This is a genomic window from Marinobacter sp. F3R08, from assembly GCF_018860425.1.
In the GTDB taxonomy this organism is placed as follows: Bacteria; Pseudomonadota; Gammaproteobacteria; order Pseudomonadales; family Oleiphilaceae; genus Marinobacter.
Window position 1 is genome coordinate 98,234 of the sequence record NZ_JAHKPI010000025.1, and the last position, 26,194, is coordinate 124,427.

Here is a 26,194-nt window from a genome sequence, read left to right on the forward strand (position 1 = left end):
TGAATCTCCATGACTGAAACTTTCTGGATTGCCGCAACGGTACTGATTATTTTTGCTCTTTCGTTTGTCCTGTATCCGGTTTTTTTCCACCGGACGGGCGCACGGAAACAGGTGGACCTGAAAAACCAGAATCTGATGGCCTATCGTTCAAGGATGAAGGAACTCGATCGTGAGTACGAGGCGGGTATTCTGGACGACGAAAATTACCGGCAGCTGAAGGAAGAACTGGCCGGGAGCATGCTGGATGATGTTCCGGATCAGGAGCGGATGAGGCCCGTTGCCAGTGGCCGAAAGAGTGCCATGGCAGTGGCTCTGGTATCGATCCTTGTGATTCCGGCGGCAACCTATTACCTGTATGAGCGCTGGGGAGCGATGGACCGCGTAGAGCAGTTCATTACCATGCAGGAAATGGGGACAACTGACCAGTCGAGACAGGCCCAGATGATGGAGCTTTCCGAGCAGCTACGGGAGCGCCTGGAGGCCAGTCCTGATAATCCGGACGGCTGGGCCATGCTGGGACGGACTTATATGGGGCTGGAGCGGTACGATGATGCGGCCCAGGCGTTTCGGCAACTGGCGGACAGCGTTGATGATGATCGAGCAGAATCCGTAGCCTATGGCCTTGCGGCTCAGGCGTTGTTCTTCGGAAGCCAGGGCGCCATGACAGACGAGGTCACCTCGGCCATTGAACAGGCCCAGCGCTTGAACCCGGATGAGGTGAACGCCCTGGGCTTACTGGGCATTCATGCGTTCAGCCAACAGAATTACCGTGAAGCGATCCAGTACTGGGAGCGAATAGAAACCGTTGCACCGGATCACCCGCAGCTTGCTTCCATTCGTGAGGGTATTCGTGAAGCCTACACTCGCCTGGGAGAAGAACCTCCGCAGGTGGCCGAACCTGAGATCTCCGGTGCCGGTGTAACCGTGCAGGTGTCTCTGGCTGAGGACTTCCGTGATCAGGTGCCAGATGACACCACATTGTTCCTGTTTGCCCGCCAGGCCAATGTTCGCCAGGGACCGCCGCTGGCCGTCGCCCGATTGACAGCGGATCAGCTTCCGGTGGAAATCCGACTGGACGACAGATACGCCATGTCACCCCAGGCCACCATCTCGAGTGTTGAGGAGGTTGTGGTCACAGCCCGCCTCAGTCGCTCCGGAAGTGTGAGCGCCCAGGCGGGTGATTGGCAGGGCAGCACGGAAGCACCGGTGGCGGTGAATGAAACCGGTGCCTCGCCGGTCACTGTTGTGATCGATCAGCAGCTGATCGATTAACTCTCAGACAGGCCTTTCGGATAGAGGGGAGGCAGATCAGACCGGGTTTGGTCTTGAGTCTGCTTCCGGCACTGCTCAAGGGCGCGTGTTAAAGTGCCGCCATTCCAGGCGTCGTCCTCGTGTCCGGGCGCGAAAAGTCTGGCCTGAAGGTATCTGAGCTCCTCTGCCAGTGTGGGGTCGCCGAAGTATCTGACGACGTCGCCCGCAGAATGAAAGCCCTGATCGGGGGCGTGCAGATTTGCCCACTCCACCATAAGTTCCGGTGTCATTGCTGCCCCCTCCCTTGCCGACCGGATCAGTCGGTCGAAGGCGGCATTCTCATTCCTGTTATCAACTGGCGTCGGGGTGACGTTTCGGTTTTTGCCTGACCACCACCATGCCAGTAGTGTTCCTATCCAGAGAATCCCCAGAGCCAGACTGAGCCATTGCCATGAACCGGTATCGGCAGACGGTGAGGCAATCGAAGATTCCGTGCTGGTGGGGCTGGGGGCGCTGTCTGAATTGTCCTTGTCATTTTGCAGCACCGTATCCGCGGCCAACGCATTCGAGCCTTTTACTGTGAGGGTTTGTTCCGGAAGCACAGCAACGCGCTCCTGGTCTGCTTCGGTGTCCCACCAGTGGACACGGATGGCCGGTAAGATCATCTGGCCTGCTTCGACAGGCACCAGAGCCACCGACTGGCGCAGGGCAGCAGTGAGGCCCGCGGGCGTTGTTTCTGTCTGGCGCTCCGGCTCTTCTGGATAGCTTCTCAACCCGTCTGGTACGGCATTGGACAATGGCGGCAGGGCCTCCGATGGAAGGCCTGCCGCTGTCAGTTGAATCTCACGGGTCATGTTTTCGCCAGTGGTCACTTCCAGCGTTTGAGGCAGGCCTGATTCCTGAATCGATACGGAAGTCGCCGGTAGCCAGGTGTCACCGCTGAACTGTGCCGGTATATCCTTGACCGGCACTTCGAATAGCTCCTCACTGTCCCGGAGAAAACGAAGGTTACCGGAAGCGTCTCTGGCCTGGCCCTCGAACCGGACAGGCGGCAGTTTGAGAGTTCCAGGGCGTTGAGGGAACAGGGCATACCGGCGCTCTACAACCCGGTATCGAACACCGTCGCGGTAGCGTGAGGACTCCTGTTGTCTACCCAGGGATTCGATAATGGCATGAGGATGGGTCGGCTCAGATAGTTCACCGCGAATCAGGTTGCCGCGGAAAAAGAGACGAACGGTCAGAATCAACTGTTCCTGAACGTACACCTCGTTCTTGTCGGCAGACAGCTCGATAAAGCTGTCCCGGCCAGGAGAGGCCTGGCTCGGTGGTGATCCATCGACCACTTCTACGGTAACCGGCGTCGAGACAGACTCTTTGAACCTGAGCGCCGGGATTGTGAGTTCTCCGGTGGTTGTCGGGGCAAGCTGATAAGTCCAGGTGATCTCTCCCACCATCTGGTTGTTCACGGTTCGAATGCTGTACTGCTGGTTGCGGGTCAGGATTTCAAAATCCGGTTCGACCTTTTCGATATCTGGTTTGGGCAGGCTGGACATATCGAAATCGAACAGATTGCCAAGATTGATATCGATCTCCATGCTGCCCTTGACGGTGAGGGTCAGGACCTCGCCCGCATAGAGGCGGGTCCGGTCAGGCTCGACGGTCAGCTCCTGCGACTGGGCCTGGGCTGGTAGCCAGAGCGCCGTCAGCAGAAACAGACAGAAGGTGGGTAAGAACATCCGTTTTACCATGGTGTATCGCCCTCATCGGATGGAGTCTGGCGTTGTTGATACTGCTGCAGGAATTTGCGTTGCAACAAGCCGCCCGGATTGTCCGGGACCCGCCTGAGCCATTGCTCCTGGCTCTGGGTCAGCGGCGTTTCGGAAATAGTGGCCGGCGCCTGTGCCTGATCCGACGGTGAATCCTGTTCGCCTGCCTGTTGCTCTGCATGTCCGCCTTCGGGCGGCTCCTGCGGTTGATTCGGTTCGGAGGTATGAGTGTCCGATGGGTTCTCGTTACCCGGCGAGGAGCGGCTGGCGTCCGGGCTTTGTTGCTGACTGTTGTCTGAACTGCCGGAGCTCTCACTTTCGTTGTTCCCGCTCTGATCCTGACCGTTCTGTTGTTGACTGTTTTCGCTGCTGTCCTGTGTGTCCCCCGAACTTTGCTGGTTGTTGTCACCGCTACCATCCTGGCTCTGGTTTTGCTGCTTCAGAAGTTCTCTGGTAATTCTCTGGTTGTATCGGGCATCCTCCATGTCAGGCGCCTTCGCCAGAGCGTCATCGTAGGCCGCTAAAGCCTCCTTCAGTTTGCCGGCACGAGCCAGAGCGTTGCCGCGGTTATAACTGGCACGAGGGCCCTGCGCTTGAGCAAAGGCCTGAGCGGCACTTTCGTACTGACCGGAACGATAGAGAGCGGAGCCTCGCCATTCCGGATCGTCCAGCTGACGGGCAGCGGTTTCCGGGTTTTTCTGGATCAGTTCAGGAGCCCTCTGATCCTGCCGTTGCCAGAGCTCATTCCAGCTTATGGCTGCGGCGGGCTGTGGCCAGACCGGTAACAGGATCAGGAGGAGGATACTGAAGCCCCCCCGACGCCAGCCGATTAGTACCAGAGGAAGCGCGAGCCAGAGCAGCCAATAGCCGTCATCCTGCCAGCGACTCACCGTTAAACCGTCTCCGGATTCCTGCCAGTCACCACTGTCGTCAGGGCTCAGGTTCAGGGATTGAATGTCGGTATCGTCGAGGGTCAGCTCATGGCTTTGGCCGCCGTTACTGCGAGCGACCTCAGCCAGCGCACTCGGGTTGGCTCGACTAATAACGATGTCACCGTTTTCCCGTATAAATCCGCGTCGGGCCAGAGGGATGGGACCACCTTCCTCGGTGCCAACGACAAGGGTGTTCAGTGCGTATCCGGTCCCAGAAAGTGTGTCTTTTATGGTTTCGCTGTACCTATCGTTGATGTCATCACTGATCACCAGAATGCTGCCCTCTCCCGGGGCACCTTGCTGAAGCAACTCTTTGGCCTGGGCAATGGCGAGATCCGCCCGATTGCCGGTAGCGGGCATGATCACAGGGTCCAGAACGTTCAGCATTCCTTCGATGGTACCGCGATCATCGGTCAGCGGCGTTACCAAGTGGGTGTCGCCGGAAAAGACAAGCAGGCCCGTCAGGCTGCCTTCCCGGAGTTCGAGAATATCCCGGATTTTGCGTTTGGCCAGTGTCAGGCGATCCGGTGTTACGTCTGTAGCCAGCATGGATAACGAGAGGTCCAGTGCGATCACAAGGCTGTCGCCTGGTTGTTTCAAGGGTGTGGGGGCCTCCCGCCAGGCTGGTCCGGCCAGTGCCAGGGACAGGATGACCAGCGCAGCGCCAGCCGGAACCAGAGGTGATTTTGCCGATTTTTCGGAGCTGCCATCAGGGCGAATAAGCGGTGATAACAGGCGCTCCGGAATTAGCCGGGACCAGCCGCTGTCACCAAGACGTATCTGCCGGAATGCCAGATACAGAAGAGGCAACAGAAGGATCAGCAAGAGCCAGGCGGGGCGCAGGAAATGGAAGTCAGTCCACATCTTTTTTCTCCTCCCGGCGCTGACGTTTGCCGACCACCCATTCCCTTCCACGGCTGATCAGCATAAAGACCAGCAACAGGATAATCGCCATACCGGCAGGCCAGACATAGAGCTCGGTCACTGGTCTATAGAACTTACCCTCCAGCTCGATCGGTTCCAGTTGATCAATACTCTCGTAGATCAGCTCCAGTTCCGGGAGGCTTCGGGCCCGAAAGTATTCTCCGCCCGTTTGCTGGGCCATTCGGGTCAGAAGGTTTTCATCCAGATCCCGGGAGGGGTTGACCCGCCGCGCCCCCAGCAAGCCACGCTGCACCATGGTTTCCGCGCCAATGCCAATGGTATAGAGGCGAATGCTGGCAGCCGTGGCAATTTCGGTGGCTTTGTCCGGAGTGATTTCGCCTGCGGTATTGGCGCCATCGGTGAGCAACACCACGACTCGTTGATCCTGGGGCCTGTCCCTGAGTCGTTTCGTGGCCAGCCCAACCGCGTCGCCTATGGCGGTAGCGCGACCGGCCATGCCTAACCCCGCCTCCTGCATCAGGGTTCGGACGGTTTCCAGGTCGAAGGTGAGGGGCGCCTGGACATAGGGCTCGGTACCGAACAGGATCAGTCCGAGGCGATCACCCTGACGACGGGAGATGAAGTCGTTCAGTACGCGTTTGACGGCCTGCAGTCGGTTAATGCTCCGGCCCTGCAGGACCATATCCTGTTCATCCATGCTGGGTGAAATGTCCACCACCAGCATCAGATCGCGGCCTGAAACGGGCATTTGCACCTGTTCGCCGACATATTGGGGCCTTGCCAGAGCAATGACCAGAAGCGTCCATGTGAGGCCCAGCAACAGTTGCTTCCAGAGCGGTGCGGCATGGCCTCGGCGGCTTACACCGGGCAGGTCGGATAACCAGTGGCCAACCGGCAGTACCGGTGCGTCGACGGATTGGGCTCCCGGTTTACGCCATTTCAGTACCAGCGGCAGAAGCACCAGCGTCAGGATCCAGGGCCAGGCAAGGTTCAGCATTTTTGCCCTCCCAGCCACAAGCGGGCGAATGCCAGTGCCTCGGAGGGCTCGGCTGAAACCGTGGGCTGCCAGGAACTGTGTACCAGTGCCTCGACCACAGGTCTGGAGGCAACCCGATCCCTGGGCGCGGTGGCCAGCAGGAATTCCACCCAGGCATCGCCCGACAACGCTTCCGGGTGCTGGTCCGGATAGCGCATACGCGCTGCTTGCTTAAGCAGGGTATTCAGTTGCGTGAACCAGGAGGGAGCTGCGGTGGCTGATCGCTCCAGTCTGGTGAGTTCGGCGTGCGCTGAGCGGTACCATCGGTTCTTTTTTCGGCGCTGGAGAAACAGCCATATCAGCGCAGAAAGCATGGCAACGAGAGCAATGGCCAGAATCCACCAGCCGGGTGCTGGCGGCCAGAATCCTCCCGTTTCGGGCAGATGAATATCTCTTAGCTGGCTGAGTGGGTCCTGCGGGTTCATCCGATCCGCCCTCCGGGGCCCAGCAGTAACTTCAGGGCAATGGCCGGATCTTCAGCAGTGGACACCTCAGCCATGGTGACGCCGGAGGTACGGAAACACTCCTTCAGTCGGTGTTCATGGTGGCTAACCTTGTCGTTCCAGGCCTTCTGAAATCGGGGGTTTCCTGCGTCGAACCATACGGCTCCCTCTGGACCAGCCACCGCAAAGCGACCGCTTTTCGGTAGGGTTTGTTCCAGCGGATCCACGATTCTCAGTGCACTGACCGCGTTGTGGCGAGCGAGGGCACTGAGCAGAGAACTCGTGTCTGGGGAAATATCCAGAAAATCACTGATCACGAAAACCCGGCTGCCGGTATGGGCGACCCGGCGGGCTTCAGTGAGCGCTGTATCCAATCTGCTTTTGCCAGACGGATCTTGCTGTGTCGGCCCGCGGCTATCCCGTCGTTGTTGCTGGTCCAGCGTGTCCAGAAAACGTAACACCGACTTCTTGCGGCGGGCAGGTCGAAGTACGCTGAGGGCCTCGCCATTGAAAACGATACCGCCTACCTGGTCTCCTGACCACAACGCCAGCCATGCCAGGATGGCGGCGACCTGCGCACAGCGTACTTGTTTGAAGGCTCCGGTACTGGCAAAAAACAGGCTGGGGCCGAGATCGCACAACAACAGGACGGGGCGCTCCCGCTCTTCCTCGTAAAGCTTGGTGTGTGGTTCCTGGCGCCTGGCAGTGACCCGCCAGTCAATGCTTCGGATGTCGTCCCCTGGCTGGTAAAGCCGGACTTCTGCAAACGCCATCCCGCGGCCGCGCAGGGGCGAGCGCCGCAGGCCGGACTGGCGGGAACGTACAGGGCGGGCTGAAGGCAGTTTCAGCGCCCGAGCGTCCGCCTGCAGGCGGATCAGATCCGGCAGACCTATGTGCGTCGTTGCTTCGGTGTTGCCCATACCTGACAGCTCCCGTGGATGACTTCCTTCGTTTGGGTCAGGCACTCACCGGAACTCGTTCGATCAGCCGCTCGATGACCGTATCGGCGGTCATGCCTTCGGCCTCTGCTTCGAAGGTCAGCAGGATGCGGTGTCGCAGTACGTCAAAGGCCATGGCACGCACATCATCCGGAGTGACGTAGTCGCGGCCGTCAAGCCAGGCGAGTGACCGGGCACAGCGGTCAAGAGCGATGGTGCCACGAGGGCTGGCGCCGAATGCTGTCCAGCGGGCCAGTTCCGGGTCCAGTCCGGCCGGGTCACGGGTGGCCAGCACCATCGCCAGCAGGTATTGCTCGACAGGTTCAGCCATGTAGATATTGGCAACTTCCGCCCGGGCATCGAAAACCTGGTTTGCCGTCAGTCGAAGGTTTGTTTCTGGCAAACCATGACGATAGTCGTTTCGGGCCAGTTGCAGAATGGCTTTTTCTGCCTCCGCCGACGGGTAGTGGATGACGACGTGCATCAGAAACCGGTCGAGTTGGGCCTCGGGCAGTGGGTAGGTGCCTTCCTGTTCAATCGGGTTCTGCGTTGCCATAACCAGAAACAGCGAGTCTAGCTGGAAGGTTCGCATGCCTACACTGATCTGCCTCTCACCCATGGCTTCCAGAAGTGCAGACTGGACTTTGGCGGGCGCCCGGTTGATTTCGTCCGCCAGAACCAGGTTATGAAATATCGGACCTCGCTGGAATTCGAACTGCCCCGTTTCCGGTCGGTAGATTTCACTGCCGGTGACGTCGGAGGGTAACAGGTCCGGGGTAAACTGGATCCTGTGAAAATCGCCTTCAATATGGTCTGCCAGAGCTTTTATGGCGGTGGTTTTCGCCAGTCCCGGAGCACCTTCCACCAGAAGATGACCGTCTGCAAGGAGCGCGATGAGCAAGCGATCCACCAGCTTTTCCTGCCCGATAATCCGTTTGGCTAACTGTTCCCGTAACTCTCCGAACGTATGCTGTAACGACATTGGAATTGACTGCTCTCTGTGTCTGGGGGGCTTCCGGAGAAACCCGTATCGCCGCGTAGGTAGTTGCCGAATTTTTGGCGTCTGGCCAGCAAAAATCAAGGGTTTGACTATGCTAATGTCACGATACGCCGATTACTTTTATTTCACACTGACAGGGGTAAACCATGAATGCGCTGACAGTGGCCAGCAAGGATCAATTCTTTGAACAGTTGGCTGATGCTTTCGCGAAGAAGATTTCCAAGGCCGAAGCCAAGAAAATCAGCGAATTTGCCAAGCAACATTACGCTCATATTCCCCTCGAAGAGCTGGTCAGTCGACGTTTTGCCGATACCTACGGTGCGGTGCTTGCGGCCTGGCAGTTTCTGCAAAAGCGATCAGCGGATGAAACACCCGTTGCCGTATTTAACCCCGATCTCGAAAGTGACGGCTGGCAATCGACTCATACCGTGGTTTTTATCCTGCATCCGAACATTCCATTTCTGATCGATTCCCTGCGCATTGCCATAAACCAGCGCGAAATCGGAACCCATTCCATTCAGCACTCGATTCTGCAAGTGGAACGGGATCAAGATGGCAAGCTAAAGAAACTGCATACCGCGAAGAAGAAAGCCACTGATTCGGCCTACGAGGCGTTCATTGTCCTTGAGATTGACCGCCACAGTAATCCCGAAGATCTGCGAGACCTCGAAGACACCTTGCAGAATGTTCTCCATGAAGTCCGGATTGCCGTCAGTGATTTTCCGGTTGTCACTGAAAAGGTGAGTGAAATTCTCGGCGAGCTGGATAACATTCCCGCAGGTATCAACGACGAGCAGAAAGAAGAGGCGAGAGCATTTCTGGAGTGGCTGGCCCGGGATCATTTCACGTTTCTGGGCTATGACGAGTACGACTTTGCCAAAGACAAAAACGGCATGGTGGTGCGGCGGGTAGAGAACTCGGAACTTGGTATCCTCCGGGTCAATAACGAGCGCCCGGATCGGGTTCGCCTGAATGAACTGCCACAGCGTACCCGTCACGAAATGACCCGTGGGGACGATATTTTCATATTCGCCAAATCGGCACAGCGTTCGCGGGTGCACCGTCCTGCATACCCGGACTACATTGCTGTCAAAAAATTTAACAGTAAGGGCGAGGTTGTCGGTGAACGGCGATTCCTTGGCCTTTACACCGCCCGTGTCTACAACGAGAGACCGGATGAGATTCCCCTGCTTCGTCGCAAAATCCAGAGCGTGATGAAAAGATCCGGATTTCTCCGTGACGATTATGCCGGCAAGGAACTTGAACAGATTCTGACGGTGTATCCCCGCGATGAGCTGTTCCAGATTGAGACAAATGATTTGCTCAATGTGGCAAAGAGCATCCTGTACATTCAGGAACGACGGCGTATTGAGTTGTTCATCCGGGAAGATGTTTATGGCCAGTTCGTTACCTGCCTGGCCTTCTTCCCCCGGGACATCTACAACACCGAACTGCGTCTCAAGGTCGAGCAGGTGCTGGTCGATCGACTGGGCGCCGAGGATGTCGAATTTGTTACGCACTTCTCCGAGTCGGTTCTGGCTCGGGTCCAGTTCACCATCCGGGTGCCTCAGGTCGAGAACCGGCAACTGCCAACGGCGGAGATCCGGGAGAAGGTCATCGAGCTTGCTCAATCCTGGCGGGATGGACTTTCCGAGGCGCTGAGCGAGGCCTGGGGAGAAGAGCAGGGCAACGAACTGTATCGATTGTGGGCAGGGGGATTCCCGGCCAGCTATACCGATATGTTCTCACCCCGGCGGGCTGCGATTGACCTTGAACACATCAATACCTCCGCCAACAAGCATGATCTCGCCATGAGCTTCTACAGGGCCCTGGAAGAGGACGAGAGCACTCTGCACTTCAAGCTTTTCTATCCCGATGAGCCGCTCCCTCTCTCAGATGTGATGCCGATTTTCGATAACCTGGGATTTCGGGTCATCGGGGAGCATCCGTTCGAGGTGATCGACCGAAACAACAAGGTTGTCTGGATTCACGATTTCACTCTCCAGGCGCACTCCGGCAGTATCGTTGATATTCATCGAATCCGTCCCATCTTCGAGGAGCTGTTCCGCCGGGTATGGCACGGAGAGGCAGAGAACGATGCATTCAACCGAATGATGCTCTCCTCCTATATGAGCTGGCGCGAGATTGCTCTGCTGCGAACCTACGCCCGATACATGCGTCAGATCAGGTTCTCCAACAGTCAGACGTTTATATCCAACACGCTGGTCAATCACGTTGAACTGACCCGTCTTTTACTGGAGTTCTTCGAGATACGCTTCAACCCGGAGCGTTATCAGAGTTCCGGCCAGAGCCATGCGGCCCAGCAGAAACTGGAGATCGAGTTTAATGCCGGTCTTGAAGATGTTGAGAACCTGAGTGAAGACCGTGTACTTCGGCTCTATCTGGAGCTGATGCAGGCTACCTTGCGCACCAACTACTATCAGACTGACGACGCTGACGGCCCCAAGCCTTACATCAGCGTGAAGTTCGATCCATCCCGGATTCCGGACATGCCTCTGCCCACTCCTATGTTCGAGATTTTCGTGTATTCACCGAGAGTTGAGGGTGTGCATCTCCGGGGCGGTAAGGTTGCCCGAGGGGGGTTGCGATGGTCTGACCGATTCGAAGACTATCGCACGGAAATCCTGGGTCTGGTCAAGGCCCAGCAGGTCAAGAATGCGGTTATTGTCCCGGTGGGCGCCAAAGGTGGTTTCGTCGCCAAGCGATTGCCGGATACGTCGGACCGGGAAGCCTTCCAGGCTGAAGGCATTGAGGCCTACAAAACGTTTATCCGGGGGTTGCTGGATATTACGGATAATCTGGTAGATGCCGGTATACAGTCGCCGGAGCGGGTTATCCGGTATGACGAAGACGACCATTATCTGGTGGTGGCGGCGGACAAAGGGACAGCCACCTTCTCGGATATTGCCAACGGCCTGGCCGCAGAATATGGCTTCTGGATGGGCGATGCTTTCGCATCCGGCGGCAGCAATGGTTATGACCACAAGAAAATGGGCATTACGGCCCGCGGAGCCTGGGTATCGGTCGAGCGTCACTTCCGGGAAATGGGTATCAACCCGGCACTGGATGAATTTACCGCCATCGGCATTGGTGACATGGGAGGGGATGTCTTCGGCAACGGCATGCTGTGCTCCGAGAAAACCAGACTGGTGGCAGCGTTTAACCACATACACATATTTATCGATCCCGCGCCGGATCCGGAGAAAAGCTACAAGGAGCGTAAACGGTTGTTCGGGCTCCCGCGTTCGGCCTGGACCGACTATGACAGTAAACTCATCTCCAAGGGCGGCGGCGTTTTCAGTCGTAATGCGAAATCAATTCCGGTCAGCGCGGAGATGAAGAAGCTCCTTGGCATCAAGTCGGACAGGGTGCCTCCGAACATGCTTATCTCTCACATCCTCAAAGCCCAGGTCGACTTGCTATGGGTGGGCGGGATTGGCACCTACGTCAAAGGTGGCAGTGAATCCAACGGAGACGTTGGTGACAAAGCCAACGACGGTTTGCGGATCAACGGTTCTGAACTGCGTTGCAAGGTTGTGGGCGAGGGCGGCAATCTTGGGCTTACGCAGCTTGGCCGAATTGAATTCGCCCTGCGCGGCGGGCGCCTGAATACGGACTTCATCGACAATTCCGGTGGTGTGGATTGTTCAGACCATGAAGTCAATATGAAAATTCTGCTCAACCGGGCAGTGGCGATGGGCGACCTCACCAACAAGCAGCGCAATGTCATGCTTGAAGAGATGACCGACGATGTTGCGGATCTTGTTCTCAAGAACAACTACCGGCAGACCCAGGCCATCAGCATTGCCAGTGAGGACGCGGCTACCCGGCTTGAAGAGTACCGGCGGCTGATGAACACCTTCGAAAGTGAAGGGAAGCTCAATCGTGCTCTGGAGTTCCTCCCGGATGATGAGACCCTGTCCGAGCGCAAACTGGACAATAAGGGGCTCACCCGGCCAGAGCTTTCGGTTCTGATCTCCTATGTGAAAGGCGATCTGAAACAGACGTTGATAGACAGTGCGCTGCCCGATGAACCGTTGCTTGCCGGGGAAATGTACAAGGTCTTTCCCCGGGATCTGACCCAGAAGTTCTCGAAGGAACTGGGCGAACACCAGTTGCGTCGTGAAATTATCGCGACGCAGATTGCCAACGATATGGTTAACCACATGGGGATCACCTTTGTGGAGCGTCTGAATCAATCTACAGGAGCCGATGCGGCCTCCATTGCGCTTGCCTGGATTATTGCCCGGGATGTATTCCGGATTGATAACTGGTGGGACAGGATTGAGGATCTCGATTTCCACGTGCCGGCCCAACTGCAGATGGAGCTGATGCAGGATTTGATGCGTTTGATGCGTCGTTCGGTGCGGTGGCTGCTGCGCAACCGGCGGGCAGAACTCAGTATCCAGCATCATATGGAACGCTTTGCCGACAGCGTCTGGGCGATTACCGCTGGGCTGCCTGAGTATCTTGGTGATCAGGCCAAGACTACATGGGAAGAACAGCATCAGGCTCTGGTGGATAGCGGTCTGCCATCAGAGTTGGCGTCCGTTGTATCGGGTACGGGGCATCTTTATTCGTCACTGGGCATTATTGAGTCTCAGGAGGCATCCGGCATGCCACTGAAAACCGTTGCCAACCTCTATTATGAGTTGGGTGATCGACTGGACCTGAACTGGTTCGCCAATGCCATTGCAGGTCTGACTCCGGCTTCACACTGGCAGGCGCTGGCCCGGGAAAGCTTCCGGGAGGATCTCGACTGGCAGCAGCGGGCTCTGACCACCGGAGTCCTTAAGCTGGCAGAAAAACCGGAAGAGGTGGCGGACTGTGTCGAGAACTGGATGTCACGGCACCAGCAGATGATTGATCGCTGGCAATCCATGCTGTCTGAGCTCAAGGGCGTACGGGAGCCGGAATACGCCATGTTTTCGGTGGCGCTGCGTGAACTGCTGGATCTGGCTCAGAGTACCATCCACCAGTCCCATGCTGAGACCGAACCCCAGACCAACTGAGTATTGCGTTGATATTCGCATTCCCGTTCAATCGCTGGTCGGGAATCATAAAACGGAGTGGGACCATGGGTCAGCTTGACCACCTTTTGGAAAAGAATCGGGCCTGGGCAGATGGCATCAAGGCCCAGGATCCGCAGTTTTTTACTCGCCTGTCGAACCAGCAGGCACCGGAATACCTCTGGATTGGCTGCGCGGACAGCCGCGTGCCGGCTAACCAGATTGTCGATCTTTTGCCGGGCGAGCTGTTCGTTCACCGGAACGTGGCCAACGTTGTTGTCCATACGGATTTTAACTGTCTGTCGGTGTTGCAGTTCGCTATCGAAGTGTTGAAGGTGAAGCATGTCCTGGTCGTCGGCCACTACGGCTGTGGTGGTGTCAGAGCGGCATTGCTGAATGAAGGGTTTGGGCTAATCAGCAATTGGCTTCGTCATGTTCAGGATGTCCGTGACCGGCATCATCAGGTTTTGGATGGCATATCAAGTGTTCAGGATCGGGTAGACCGGTTGTGCGAGCTGAATGTTGTTGAGCAGGTAGGCCATGTGTGCCAGAACAATATTGTTCAGGAAGCCTGGAAGCGTGGCCAGCCACTCAGGGTGCACGGTTTCGTCTACGATGTGGCGGACGGATTTCTCCGTGATATGGGGTTGTCAGTATCCTGCGAGGACGAGCGCGAACGGGTCAAGCAGAATAGTATCGATGAGCTGGTTCAGCGTCCCGTTCGATCGGGCCGTCAGAAAGCCGTCCAGTAATTACTGTAAAAATACGTCAAAAATTCGTGATAAGCGTCACTTCCTGACCCTCGGTGTCATCACAGTTGAGGGTCTCCTTATTTTGCTAAAGTATCTCCAGTAGTAGGTAAGGAGGTAAACAGTGAAAGAATTGATGCAGAAAGCCCTGAGCGCGCTCAATCAGCGTAAAAACGATACGCCTGCCTGTACGCAACGCAGTAGAGGCGAGAAATCGTCGGAGAGAGGGCAGTCTGAAGAGTGGGGAATGTCCCCTGAAGATGCCCTGAGAGTTGGTACGGTTGCCCGCTACAAGTAATTGACGTTTTCTATGGTAATCATCGTCGGAGAGGGCTCCTCTCTGGGGCGGCCGGGGAAGACGTGAGGATTCATTCCGGTTAGAGTATCCCGTCTTTCAGTCATCCACGCGGGATCCATTAGCTCATGTCATTGCCCAATTCCCATGAAGCCCTGTTGCGCAATCGCCACCTCTTGCAGGGGCGAACGGCTCTGTTGGGACTTAGCGCCGACGGCATTCTGGCTCATTTGCCTGCCGGTGGCATGGTTATGAGCGAGCATGCGGGGATCTGTGCCTCGCTTGCCGGGCACGATGGTTGGCAGGTCTGTTTCGGCTACGATGATCCGGCGCTGGCAGCGGGTACCTTCGACACCTTGCTGGTGTTTCTGCCGAAGGCGCGGGCGGAGCTTGATCTGCGTCTTGCTCTGGCGCGGTGGTTAGCGGTGCCGGGCGCCCGGATTGTCCTCGTAGGCGAGAAAAAAGAAGGCATTGCCGGGGCTGTCAAACAGCTCAAAGCTGTAGCGCCGTCTGCGACCAAGATCGACAGCGCCCGGCACTGCCAGGTCTGGTGTGCCGATCAAATCGAATCGCTGCCCGAATTTTCGCTTCAGCAATGGATGACCTGGACGCGCATAGACTGCAGGTCGGTGAGCGTGGAGGTCTCAGGTCTTCCGGGGATCTTCAGTCTTGGTGAGCTGGATGAAGGCACCCGACTGCTGCTGGACACCCTTGATGACAACCCATTGCGGTCCGGTTCTATACTGGATTTTGCCTGTGGTGCCGGCACCATCGGTTCCTGGTTGCATGGCTGGCACGAACACAAGGGCCAACCTCCGGTACAGATCGATGGGATCGATGTACAGTCCCAGGCGGTTGTCTGTGCCAGGGCCACCTATGAGCGAAACGGCGTTTCCGGACGTATTCTGGCCTCGGATGGCCTTAAAGGAGTTGAGGGCCGTTGGCCGGTTATTCTCAGTAATCCGCCCTTCCACACCGGTATCAGAACCGATCTTTCCATGACGGAACTGTTTCTTCGCGACCTGGTGCGCCATCTTGAGCCGGGGGGGGAGGTGCGGCTGGTTGCGAACAGTTTTCTGCCTTACGAGCCCTTGATGAAACGCTGTATAGGCCCGGTTGAGCGATTACGGGAAGATCGGCGTTTTACCGTTTACCGTGCGTTTCGCCGATCCTGACCGACAATGGCCCCAGGATGCCCAATATGACAACGTCCGAATTTGTGTTTTCTCAAGGCACGCTGGACCTTTCGCGTCCGGGTACCGGTGATCCCACACTGAGGGCGTGGGATGCAACGGATGAACTTCTTCTGGAGAAGGCGTTGGAGGTTGCAGCTGACGTTGAAGAGCCCCGTATTCTGGTAGTGGATGACCAGTTTGGGGCCCTGACGTTGGGGCTTTCCATGTTCTCGCCGACGGTTATTGGTGACAGCGCCGTGTTGCGGACCGCATTGGACATCAATGCTTCGTTGAATCCCTCTCTTCCTGCATCGGGGACGGTATACAGCTGGCTCAATCCGCCGCGGGATCTGTTCGACCTGGTCGTGTTAAGAATACCGCGGCAGGCTGACTATCTGGCCTGGTTACTGCGCTGGATCAATGGCGTGATGGCTGATTCCGGTGTGTTGCTGGCGGGTGGAATGATCAAGCATCTTCCAGCGAAAAGTGTTGAGGTATTTGGCGGAGCGGTTCAGACCGAACAGGTCCTGCCCTCACGAAAGAAGGCCCGTGTGGTTCGCTGCCGGAAAGGTGCCGCCAGCCTTGAGGGGTGGTCAGGTGCCTGGAAAGGGTATGCCATGACTGGCCGGGACGGCAGGGTCAATGTGGAAGCGCTGCCCGCGGTTTTTGCCAGGGAAAAGCTGGATATTGGTAGTCGCCTGATGTTGCCTCACGTGGCTAAAATGGTATCGATAGCGGATGCTGGTAGCTCGGTACTCGATCTGGCCTGTGGAAATGGCGTTCAGGGTTTGGAAGCGCTGGCGCAGCGGGGCGATCTGCAGTTGTGCTTCAGCGACGTTTCAAGCCAGGCTGTACTCAGTGCTCGCCATAATGTCGAAAAGGCCTATCCACACGCGCATGCGGCGTTCACTCATTGCGATGGACTGCCGTCAGAGGCTGGGCTGTTCGATCTGATCCTTCTGAATCCGCCGTTCCATGAGGGTGGGGTGGTCGGTGATCACATTGCCATGCGACTGTTTGAGCAGGCCTCGGATCATCTGAAACCCGGTGGGTCCCTGCTCATGGTGGGCAACCGCCACCTCGGCTATCACCGAAGCCTGCGTCGGTACTTTTCGTCGGTGCAGCAACTGGATGCCAATCCCAAGTTCGTGGTGTTCCTGGCCGGAAATCGCTGAAGAGCCCCTTGATTCAGCGAGTCGGAGCCTTTTGGTCGTATCCAAGGCGGGCCAGGGTGTCTACGATAATCTGGGTCTGGCTGTCTACTTCAATGTTCACCCGCTGGCCTTCTTTGCATGTGCCAAAGGTTGTGGCCCGGAGGGTTTCGGGGATCAGATGGATGTTGAACCGGTTGCCCTGAACTTCACCAATGGTGAGGCTGGCTCCGTTGATGGCAATGTACCCTTTGGGGAATATATAGCGCTTCCATTCGTCAGGCGTTTCAAACCAGAGGGTGACGTTATTTTCTGGCCGCAGGATGTCGACAATCCTGGCCGACGTGTGGATATGTCCGGAGAGCAGGTGACCGCCAATTTCATCCCCGATCCGTGCAGCGCGTTCGAAGTTGACCTTGTCTCCTGCTTTCAGTTCCCCCAGAGTGGTCAGGCTCAGGGTTTCCTGCATGGCATCGAAATAAAGAACACTTTCTTCCTGGCGAGTTACGGTCAGGCAGGTGCCGTTGATTGCGACTGATGCGCCAATAGCGACATCGCCGGCCTTGTCTGCCGGGAGCCGGATGGCAAACGTGCTCAGTCCGGGTGCGACAGAGACATCTTCGATGGTTGCGATACCCTGGACAATGCCTGTGAACATACGCCTGACCTCATTCGGTATGGTGTGCGGGTGCCTTTCTGGCTGGGTGCGCCAAGGATAGCGAGTGGGCTGACCGATGCCAAGGTAAAGGGCAGCGAATTCAAGTATCGGGTGTGATGGTCGATACCCTTCAAAACCCTTTAATCCGGACATTTTACCATGGCCGAAAATCAGAGTACGTCCGCTGCCCAGAGTACTGTGCAGGCGCCGGTGCTGCGACCTGGCAGGGCGGCAGACCCGGTGCCAGCGCCTGCAGCGTCAAATGCCCCGGAGTCGGCGCCAGCGCCGGCGAGTCAGGCTGCCGACACTGTGGCATCCAATCCAGAGCCAGATACCAGCGCCAGGCCTGATAAAGTCGCCACTGAAGAGGTGGGGGAGGGCCGAAGCAGTGGCCGGCCCGAAAGGGTGCGGGCGGAATCCCGGCAGCGAACACTCCGACTGATGCTGCGACAGTGTGATCGGGTGCTGCTGATGGATTTCGAGCTGCTGGCGATGAATGGCTGGCCTGACAATTTTACTATAGCTGAAGCGCGTCGGAGTCGGGATCTCTGGTTGTTCAGTGCATTGATTGCGGCGGCCATATTCCTGAGCGGTTTGAGCGGGTTCGTGCCGGCCTGGATTGCCGGCGGGGGCTTTGGTGCTGTTGTTATCATTATCCTCCTGGGGGTGCCGGCGGTACGCAGAATTTACACGACCAAACCTTCCTATCTTGACCTGATTATGACCCGCCAGAGGATGCTTCGTGAGGCACGCCAGCATATTGCCCACCTAGAAGGCTCGGATGGTCTGATCTGGCAATGTGCGCGGATGGCTGATCATAACCCTGCTCTGAAGAACACCCGGTTCAGCCATTTACTGACACTGTCCGAGAATCGCGTGCTTTCCCGGCAGATGACACGCCGTGAGCATGTGCGTCTTTATCTTATCTATCTGCTGGAAGCCGAAAAGGCCTATAGCCGGGTTCAGACAGCGTTCTTCGAGGGGAATCAGGAGGCGATTGATCAGGGGTGGGATGAAGTGGCTGCGGAGCCTGAGGTCAGAGCTTGACAGGAGTCGATTTCAAACGTATGTTTCAAACAGACGTTTGCTAGAGGCTTTGTAAACATAATGGCGCAGTCTGATACCGTTGACCGGATTCTCGATGCAGCCGAAGAGCTGTTCGCCGACCGGGGTTTTTCGGAAACCTCGCTCCGGATGATTACCAGTAAGGCTAAAGTAAATTTGGCGGCTGTCAATTACCACTTTGGTTCAAAGAACGCGCTGATTCACGCCGTATTTGCGCGCTTCCTGACGCCGTTCTCGGCAACCCTGGAAAGCGCCTTTGATGATCTCGAAGAACGGTGCGACGGAAAACCGCCAACGTTGAATCAAACGCTCTGGGCGCTTACTGAAAGCGCAGTGCGCATGCCCCAGCGCAATGAAAAGGGCATATCGATTTTCATGCGTCTGCTCGGGCTTGCCTATACCCAGTCCCAGGGGCATTTGCGGAAGTTTCTGGAACAGGAATACACGGAATCCTTCAGTCGCTTCATGCGACTGCTCAAGGAGGCGACGCCACAGTTGTCCTCGGTAGACCGGTACTGGCGTATTCAGTTCATGCTGGGCGCAACGGCGTTCACCATGTCCAGCAGCGATGCACTGAGGGATATTCTTCAGAACAAGCTGGGTGTTGAAACGACCGTCCAGGAAATTGCTGCCCGTCTGGTTCCGTTCCTCGCCGCCGGTATGCAGGCTGAGGATACCGTGCTGATTCCGCCGGCCGGGAGCAACGTCTCGGTTGCCTGAGCTCCTCTCTCTCGGTTAGGCTTCCTTTTGAACTTGCAAGGGAGCCTGGCTGTCTTTGACTCATTCTGCCTCAGTCCACATCGATATCGATCTGACTCTTCAGAGTCTCCGGCTCAAAAGCGGCGATGGACAGGTCCTTGCTGTATATCCGGTCTCCACGGCGCTCAATGGGCCTGGTGAAACCAATGGGAGCGGCTGCACACCCCGGGGTGTGCACTATATCCGGGCCAGTGTCGGCGCAGGGCTTCCCATCGGGACCGTGTTCCGGGCCAGACGTCCTACCGGTGAAACCTACAGTCCCCAGCTTGCCCGACAGAACCCGGATCGGGACTGGATCCTTAGCCGGATTCTCTGGTTATGTGGGCGAGAGAGTGGCAGAAACCGGGGACCGGGTGTCGATACTTTCCGGCGCTTCATATACATTCACGGCACACCAGACAGCGAACCCATGGGCGTGCCGCGTTCCCATGGCTGTGTCCGGATGCGCAACGCAGATCTTGTTGACTTGTTTGATCGCGTTGGGCCGGGAACGACTGTGTTTATTCGTTAAACCTTTTATATCTGAGGGATTCGATGATCGGAGATTTCATGGCCACGGTGAATGGCTGGATTGAAAATTTCGGACTGCTGTCTGAAGCATGGCGCGTTGGCATTGTTGTGTTTGCGCTGGTTTTTGGAACGGCAGCGGTGGCATATGTTGCCAGCCACATCATCAGTGCACTCGAGAGAAAGTTCAGCCAGACCAGAAATCTCTGGGACGACGCCGTGTTGCATGCGGCCCGAAAACCGGTAGTAGCCTTTGTCTGGCTGCAGGGCGTTTACTGGGCTGCAGAAGTAGCTCATGACTACTCGAGCGCCGAAATCTTCAAGGCGAATGACGCCGTTCTGCAGCTTGGGTTCGTGTTTGTGTTGGTGTGGGCCATTCTGCGTCTGATCAAGGCGGGGGAGGGCATTCTCACGTCGCCTCTGAAAATGAGACAGCCCATGGACTACACCACCGTGAACGCGGTGAGCAAAATGTCCCGGGCCGTTGTTATCATTACCGCCGTACTGATTTCGATGCAGTCGCTTGGTTACAGTATTTCCGGGGTTCTGGCCTTCGGTGGCGTGGGTGGCATTGCTGTGGGCTTTGCTGCCAAGGATCTGCTGGCGAACTTTTTCGGCGGCTTTATCATTCACCTCGATCGACCGTTCAAAGTCGGAGACTGGGTGCGTTCGCCGGACCGGAATATTGAAGGGACGGTAGAGCACATTGGCTGGCGACTGACCACCATAAGGACGTTTGACAAGCGTCCGCTGTACGTCCCGAATGCCACGTTTACGACCATTGCGGTGGAAAATCCGTCCCGCATGACCAACCGCAGAATCTATGAAACCATTGGTATCCGTTATGCTGATGTCGGCCAGATGGGGTCCATCGTTGAGGACATCAAGGCCATGCTGCGGGAGCATGAAGACATCGACAGCGAGCAGACTCTGATCGTGAACTTCCTCGCGTTCAATGCGTCGTCGCTGGATATCATGGTGTATACCTTTACCAAAACGACCCAGTGGGTACTGTTTCATGAAGTGAAGCAGGATGTACTGCTTAAGATCAGCGACATTATTGAAGGCTATGATTCCGAGGTGGCGTTCCCGACCCGGACTCTGCATGTGCCGGAAAGCGTTCGTCTGTCCGGGTCGCAATCCGATGAGTCCTCAGAGGTAGATAAAGGTAGTTCTTCCGGAAAAACCGTTGAAAAATCGCGGCATCGCCAGACCACTGGGGATGCCGAGGAATCAGGAGATTCAGAATGACGTCGTCGCAGAAAGTCCATCCTGTTGGTATCATCGGCGGCACCGGGCTGACTACCCTGTCAGGCCTGGAAATTACCGGCGAGAGGCAGGTCGACACCCCCTGGGGCCAACCGTCTGCGCCATTGATGGAAGGGCGTCTGGGAGAGCAGCCGGTGATTTTTCTGTCTCGCCACGGCAATCCTCATCGTATTCCACCCCATCAGGTGAACTACCGAGCCAACCTGAAGGCCCTTTATGACGCTGGCGTCAGAACAGTGATTGGTGTGAATGCTGTGGGTGGCATTCATCCGGATATGGGGCCTGCCCACGTTGTCATTCCCGATCAGATTATTGATTACACCTGGGGGCGTGCCAGTACCTTTTTCGAGGGTGATCTGGAGTCTGTTACCCACATGGATTTCACCTGGCCCTACGATGAAAGTGCGCGCCGGATTCTCATCGGTACGGCGGGTGCAGAAGGTGTGCCTTTCTCGGATTTCGGCGTGTATGGAGCCACCCAGGGGCCGAGGCTGGAGACAGCGGCGGAAATCGTCCGTATGGAGAGAGACGGTTGTGATCTGGTGGGTATGACCGGGATGCCGGAGGCAGCTCTCGCCGCCGAGCTGGGAATGCGCTATGTCTGCCTGGGGTTAGTGGTTAATTGGGCTGCCGGTAAGTCCGACGCCATTATTACCATGGCAGAAATCGAGGCGGCCATTGAGCAGGGGATGTCCGGTATCAAACGGATCCTTGAGGTCTCGATGGCCGGTCTTGGTGTGCTTACTCCCTTGCCTCAACCTTCCTGAAGAAGACCAGAACGCCAATGGTGGGGGAATCCAGGAAGTGGATTTCCTCGCTCCGCATCCGCCGTGTCTCCCGGATCCAGGTTACCAGTTCCAGAGGGGCGGGCGCTGGACTCAGAGTGAGCGGTTGAGACACTGCTCCATCCGTTGTCGCTGGCGCTTCCGTTGTGCTTGCACTGTCACGCTCCTGCGTCGCTGAAGCTCCTTTCTCGGCGTTGTCGGTCTCGGTGCTGGCCGCCGGCATCGCTGCTGTTCCATCCGCCAATTGCCAGTGATTCAGATGTACATTGACGTGCAGGTAGCGCTTCCGGTCAATGGTGATGTGCCCCTCAACTTCGCGGGTGCCGGCATCATTGATCCAATTTCCGGTTTCAACCCGCAAAGGGGTGCCTTTGTAATCCTGCGGGAACGTCTCGTACCAGCCGGCAGTCGCGAGTACCCGGTAGCCCCCGCTGCGTTCAAGTCTGGCCGCGGCATTGGCAAGGTGTAGTCTGTTCCGGGGTACCAGCTTCAGAGTGCTTTTCGTGGTGCCGTTTTCAAGCTCTGACCAAAGAATCTCATCCGTGACTGTCGGCTCTTCTACCGCCTTGACGGACATATGCTCGTTCACAGCCCCGGGTTCTACAATCCGCTCAAGGATCACGAACTCGGCCCGGTAATAGTCATTTGGAACGGACGACCCCGATCCGGGCGACGACGCTGTCTGATCAGCCTGTTGGGCTGCGCCGGTGGCTGAAAAGCCCAGCAGGGCAGCTGCAAGGATTGCCCGGATCGGATATCGGCACCAGCGAGTTCCATTAATCTGCAAGGGTCGTACTCCACAAGTTGGTCGGCTGTTCATGAGCCGGATGCTTTATTTTTTTCAGGCTCCAGCTCGCCAAGCATTCGGGAAATGCCGTCGAGTTTACCATCCGTTGTGGCATCCTTCAGCCGATAACGGAAGCTGTTAGCACCTTCGAGTCGATATTGGTCCGGGGCGGATTGCACTTTCTTAACCAGGACGAGAGGATCGACAGTTGTCGAGCTGCCAAACTCGAGCCGCGCCCATTCCTTGCCGGCATCCACTTTTACGATACCCAGGGCCTCCGCACGGAGCCGAAGTTCTGTCTGACGGATCAGGTTCTTGGCTGGCGTTGGTAATAATCCGAACCGGTCAATCATTTCAACCTGAAGTTCACGTAATGCTTCCGGAGTATCAACACTGGCAATCCGTTTGTAGAGCATCAGTCGGTTATGGACATCCGGCAGATAGTCTTCGGGTATCAACGCAGGAATTCTGAGGTTCATCTCGGTGCCATGGCTCAGGGGCAGGTCGGCATTGGGCGTTCGACCTTCCTGGATGGCCTTGACGGCTTCATCCAGTAGTTGCATGTAAAGGGTGAAACCGATGCTCTCGATCTGGCCGCTCTGCTCTTCCCCCAGCAGTTCTCCGGCGCCCCGGATTTCCAGGTCATGGGTGGCGAGCATGAAACCTGCTCCCAGGTCCTGGGACTCAGAGATAGCGTCGAGCCGCTTCCGGGCGTCTGTTGAAATTGATTTCGGTGGTGGTGTCAGCAGATAGGCGTATGCCTGGTGATGGGAGCGGCCCACACGGCCCCGAAGCTGATGCAATTGTGCCAGTCCGAATTTGTCAGCACGTTCGATAATGATGGTGTTGGCGCTGGGAACGTCAATGCCGGTTTCTATGATTGTTGTGCATACCAGAACGTTGAAACGCTTGTGGTAGAAGTCCGACATGATCTTTTCCAGATCCCGTTCCCGCATCTGACCGTGGGCGACACCGACACGAGCCTCGGGAATCAGCGAGCGCAGATCTTCGGCGGTTTTCTCGATCGTCGCCACATCGTTATGCAGGAAGTAAACCTGACCGCCCCGGAGAATCTCCCGCAGAATCGCCTCCTTGACCATGGCGTTGTCTTTCTGGCGCACGAAGGTTTTGACAGAGAGTCGCCGAGCTGGAGGTGTTGCGATAATCGATAGGTCCCGGAGATGACCCATAGCCATGTTCAACGTTCGGGGAATCGGCGTCGCGGTCAGGTTCAGCATGTCGACTTCCGCGCGCAAGGCTTTGAGTTTTTCTTTTTGCTGCACACCGAAGCGGTGTTCTTCGTCAATGATGACCAGTCCCAGGTTTTTGAACTTGATGTCTCCCTGGAGAAGCTTGTGGGTTCCAATGACGATGTCCGCCTTGCCATTTTCCAGCGCCTCCAGGGCCTTGCTGGTCTGGCCTGAGGTGCGAAATCGGCTGAGTAGCTCGACCTGTACCGCGGTGTCGGAGAAACGGTCCCGGAAGGATTCATAATGTTGTTGCGCAAGCAGGGTGGTGGGCACCAGAACCGCGACCTGTTTGCCTGACCATGTGGCCAGGAATGCCGCGCGCATGGCGACCTCGGTTTTTCCAAATCCGACATCACCACACACCAGACGATCCATGGGCTGCTCGCTGGTCATGTCCTCGAACACCGATTGGATAGCAATCTGCTGATCCGGTGTTTCCTCGAACGGAAATCCGGCAGCAAAGGCCCGGTAGGCTTCTTTCGGGTCTTCGAAGCTGAAGCCTTTGCGGGCCTCCCTGCGAGCGTAAACATCCAGAAGTTCCGCGGCAGTGTCGCGGATTTTCTCCAATGCTTTTTGCTTTGCTGTGCTCCAACGGTCGGTGCCGAGCTTATGCAGTGGCGCGTGTTCGGTGTCATTGCCGGCATAGCGGGAAATCAGGTGCAGGCTGGAAACGGGTACATAGAGTTTGGAGCCACCTGCGTATTCCAGCATCAGGAATTCGCTGGCTTCGTCTTCAACGGTAATGGTTTCCAGTCCCAGATAGCGGCCGACGCCGTGGTCTATGTGGACGACTGGCGCACCGAGTCGCAACTCTGACAAGTCCCGGAAGCCTGCTTCATCGGTCTCGGTGGGCTTGTCGCGCCGCCGCCGCTGAAGCACGCGTTCACCAAAGAGTGCTGTCTCGGTAATCAGTGCGACGGAATGCTCAGGGAGCACCAGGCCCTGCTCCATGGGGGCGATGGTGATGCCCAGGGGTGTGCTCTTATCGTCGAGAAACGTTTGCCAGCCAGTAAGAGTCTTGAGTTCAAGGCCCTGTTCTCCCAGGTTTTCCAGCAGGGCTTCGCGCCGTCCTGAGGATTCGGCGCATATCAGAATGCGGCCTTCAAAGTCTGCGATAAATCGTTTCAGGCGTCCGGCGGGATCGGCCGCCCGACCGTCCATGGCGATATCCGGTAGGCTCTCCGTTGGGCAGTTGACCGAGCCAGCTGAATCGTTGGGGCTGTGTGACACGGTTACCCTGGGGAAGGTTTTCAGGTGCCCGAATAATTCCTCTTGCTGCAGGAACAGGCGGGTGGGTGGCAGTATCGGCCGCAGGCGATCGTGGCGACGGTCTTCGTACCGGCTCCGGGTTTCGCTGTCAAAGTGGCTTACCGCCTCATTCAACCCGTCAGCGGTGAAAACGTGGGTTGCTCCAGGCAGGTAGTCGAACAGGGTTGCCGTCTCGTCGAAGAACAGAGGCAGGTAGTACTCAATCCCGGGCGGGGTGATGCCGTGTGTTACGTCCTGGTATATGGGGGTGTCTTTGTCAGCATCGGGAAACTGTTCGAACCAGCGGCTACGAAATCCGGAGCGAGCCTCCTTGTGCCAGGGGAATTCGAACGCGGGTAGCAGCTCGATGCTTTCAATACGGTCTATAGAGCGCTGAGTCTCGGGATCGAAGGTTCTGAGAGTCTCTATCTCATCATCAAACAGGTCAATCCGGTAGGGCTGCCCGGCACCCATGGGAAAGATGTCCAGTATCGCCCCGCGAACAGCATATTCGCCGTGTTCGTATACGTTCTCGGCGTGACGGTATCCCGCTGCTTCCAGTTGCAGTCGCCAGGTTTCAATGTCCAGGGACTGTCCGACTTCGAGGAGCAGGGTGTTGCCCTGAAGGTAGTCTACCGGAGGCAATCTATGCATCAGGGTTCGTGCCGGAACCACCAGTACGCCGTGTTTTGTTGACGGCAGACGGTGCAGTGTCCGGATTCGCCGGGAAATGATGTCCTGATGGGGGGAAAACAGGTCATAGGGCAGTGTTTCCCAGTCTGGCAAAGAAAGCAGCTCCAGCCCGTCTTCGCTGACGGCGGCACCATCTTCTTCCGGGGGTAGTCCGAGGAAGAAGCGCATGGCCTGCTCAAGCCGGATGGCATCGGCGGTGCTGCGAGTTATGACCAGGGTCAAGCCCAGATGCGCTCGTGCGCTCTCGCAGATGGCCAGCGCGTCACTGCTGCCGTTCAGTTGACCCCAGGTACGGTGATCGGCTGGCCGGGACGGGAATGCCGGCGCAATCATGTTTGAGGGTGACGGGCGTGTGCTGGCACCTTGGCTCATGGGTGGTCTGGTTCTCCTGCTGAGGATGTCCGGGAGGCGATAAGGCGCGTATTCTAACGCTCGCCATGGCTACTGTCATGGCGAGGCTGTTTCGGAAGACGTTTGCAAGGTTCTCCGGTGCAGGCTATACGAACATCTCAGTAGTGTGTA

The 26,194-nt window shown here is 56.9% G+C and carries 20 protein-coding genes; 11 read left to right on the top strand and 9 right to left on the bottom strand.

Annotated elements, in window-relative coordinates; genetic code table 11:
- The first annotated feature begins 9 nt into the window (after positions 1-9).
- Positions 10-1,272 (top strand): c-type cytochrome biogenesis protein CcmI, encoded by a 1,263-nt coding sequence (gene ccmI / locus KO499_RS15840; RefSeq protein WP_215984737.1) that lies wholly within the window; start codon positions 10-12, stop codon positions 1,270-1,272.
- On the opposite strand, the gene KO499_RS15845 is transcribed toward ccmI, so the two are convergent.
- Genes KO499_RS15845 through KO499_RS15870 form a run of 6 tightly spaced genes read right to left on the bottom strand, consistent with a single transcriptional unit; the run spans position 1,269 to position 8,233 of the window.
- Positions 1,269-2,987 carry a BatD family protein gene (locus tag KO499_RS15845; RefSeq protein WP_228340015.1) on the bottom strand — a complete coding sequence of 573 codons (1,719 nt, stop codon included), beginning with the start codon at positions 2,985-2,987 and terminating at the stop codon, positions 1,269-1,271. The genes ccmI and KO499_RS15845 overlap by 4 nt on opposite strands.
- Before the next feature lie 5 nt (positions 2,988-2,992).
- Positions 2,993-4,813 carry a VWA domain-containing protein gene (locus KO499_RS15850; protein WP_215984739.1) on the bottom strand — a complete coding sequence of 607 codons (1,821 nt, stop codon included), beginning with the start codon at positions 4,811-4,813 and terminating at the stop codon, positions 2,993-2,995.
- Positions 4,803-5,831 carry a vWA domain-containing protein gene (locus tag KO499_RS15855; RefSeq protein ID WP_215984740.1) on the bottom strand — a complete coding sequence of 343 codons (1,029 nt, stop codon included), beginning with the start codon at positions 5,829-5,831 and terminating at the stop codon, positions 4,803-4,805. The genes KO499_RS15850 and KO499_RS15855 overlap by 11 nt, the downstream gene beginning before the upstream one ends.
- Positions 5,825-6,295, bottom strand: a complete 471-nt coding sequence (locus tag KO499_RS15860) for a DUF4381 domain-containing protein (RefSeq protein ID WP_215984741.1) — start codon at positions 6,293-6,295, stop codon at positions 5,825-5,827. Before KO499_RS15860 ends, KO499_RS15855 begins: the two co-directional genes overlap by 7 nt.
- Positions 6,292-7,233 (bottom strand): DUF58 domain-containing protein, encoded by a 942-nt coding sequence (locus tag KO499_RS15865; protein ID WP_215984742.1) that lies wholly within the window; start codon positions 7,231-7,233, stop codon positions 6,292-6,294. The genes KO499_RS15860 and KO499_RS15865 overlap by 4 nt, the downstream gene beginning before the upstream one ends.
- 37 nt (positions 7,234-7,270) lie before the next feature.
- The gene (locus KO499_RS15870; protein WP_215984743.1) at positions 7,271-8,233 is read right to left on the bottom strand and encodes an AAA family ATPase; all 963 of its coding nucleotides are present in this window, start codon (positions 8,231-8,233) and stop codon (positions 7,271-7,273) included.
- 164 nt (positions 8,234-8,397) lie between these two features.
- Between KO499_RS15870 and KO499_RS15875 the strand changes: the two genes are divergently transcribed.
- The 5 genes from KO499_RS15875 to KO499_RS15895 all read left to right on the top strand — a co-directional run bounded on the left by KO499_RS15875 (position 8,398) and on the right by KO499_RS15895 (position 16,675).
- Entirely contained in the window at positions 8,398-13,284 is a 4,887-nt protein-coding gene (locus KO499_RS15875) for an NAD-glutamate dehydrogenase (RefSeq protein WP_215984744.1), read from the top strand.
- A 65-nt stretch (positions 13,285-13,349) separates the two neighbouring features.
- Positions 13,350-14,033, top strand: a complete 684-nt coding sequence (can, locus tag KO499_RS15880; RefSeq protein ID WP_215984745.1) for a carbonate dehydratase — start codon at positions 13,350-13,352, stop codon at positions 14,031-14,033.
- Positions 14,034-14,154: 121 nt separating this feature from the next.
- A complete protein-coding gene (locus KO499_RS15885; RefSeq protein ID WP_215984746.1) occupies positions 14,155-14,328 on the top strand; it encodes a hypothetical protein in 174 nt (57 codons plus the stop codon).
- A gap of 125 nt (positions 14,329-14,453) precedes the next feature.
- Positions 14,454-15,500 carry a class I SAM-dependent methyltransferase gene (locus tag KO499_RS15890; RefSeq protein WP_215984747.1) on the top strand — a complete coding sequence of 349 codons (1,047 nt, stop codon included), beginning with the start codon at positions 14,454-14,456 and terminating at the stop codon, positions 15,498-15,500.
- Between the two features lie 26 nt (positions 15,501-15,526).
- Positions 15,527-16,675: a class I SAM-dependent methyltransferase gene (locus tag KO499_RS15895; protein ID WP_215984748.1), complete on the top strand. Its 1,149-nt coding sequence runs from the start codon at positions 15,527-15,529 to the stop codon at positions 16,673-16,675.
- Positions 16,676-16,688: 13 nt separating this feature from the next.
- Here KO499_RS15895 and KO499_RS15900 read toward each other — a convergent pair whose 3' ends face one another.
- A complete protein-coding gene (locus KO499_RS15900) occupies positions 16,689-17,309 on the bottom strand; it encodes a riboflavin synthase subunit alpha (protein WP_215984749.1) in 621 nt (206 codons plus the stop codon).
- Positions 17,310-17,468: 159 nt separating this feature from the next.
- Between KO499_RS15900 and KO499_RS15905 the strand changes: the two genes are divergently transcribed.
- From KO499_RS15905 to KO499_RS15925, 5 genes are all read left to right on the top strand, one after another.
- Entirely contained in the window at positions 17,469-18,356 is an 888-nt protein-coding gene (locus KO499_RS15905; protein ID WP_215984750.1) for a hypothetical protein, read from the top strand.
- Positions 18,357-18,416: 60 nt separating this feature from the next.
- Positions 18,417-19,094, top strand: a complete 678-nt coding sequence (locus KO499_RS15910; protein WP_215984751.1) for a TetR/AcrR family transcriptional regulator — start codon at positions 18,417-18,419, stop codon at positions 19,092-19,094.
- Positions 19,095-19,179: 85 nt separating this feature from the next.
- Complete coding sequence (locus KO499_RS15915; protein WP_323133374.1) at positions 19,180-19,644, top strand: L,D-transpeptidase; 465 nt, start codon at positions 19,180-19,182, stop codon at positions 19,642-19,644.
- 23 nt (positions 19,645-19,667) lie between these two features.
- Positions 19,668-20,891, top strand: a complete 1,224-nt coding sequence (locus KO499_RS15920) for a mechanosensitive ion channel family protein (protein WP_215984752.1) — start codon at positions 19,668-19,670, stop codon at positions 20,889-20,891.
- Entirely contained in the window at positions 20,888-21,676 is a 789-nt protein-coding gene (locus tag KO499_RS15925) for an S-methyl-5'-thioinosine phosphorylase (RefSeq protein WP_215984753.1), read from the top strand. The genes KO499_RS15920 and KO499_RS15925 overlap by 4 nt, the downstream gene beginning before the upstream one ends.
- Here KO499_RS15925 and KO499_RS15930 read toward each other — a convergent pair.
- Positions 21,651-22,481: a CsiV family protein gene (locus KO499_RS15930; RefSeq protein ID WP_215984754.1), complete on the bottom strand. Its 831-nt coding sequence runs from the start codon at positions 22,479-22,481 to the stop codon at positions 21,651-21,653. The genes KO499_RS15925 and KO499_RS15930 overlap by 26 nt on opposite strands.
- A 29-nt stretch (positions 22,482-22,510) precedes the next feature.
- Positions 22,511-26,044, bottom strand: a complete 3,534-nt coding sequence (gene mfd, locus KO499_RS15935) for a transcription-repair coupling factor (protein WP_215984755.1) — start codon at positions 26,042-26,044, stop codon at positions 22,511-22,513.
- Positions 26,045-26,194: the final 150 nt, after the last annotated feature.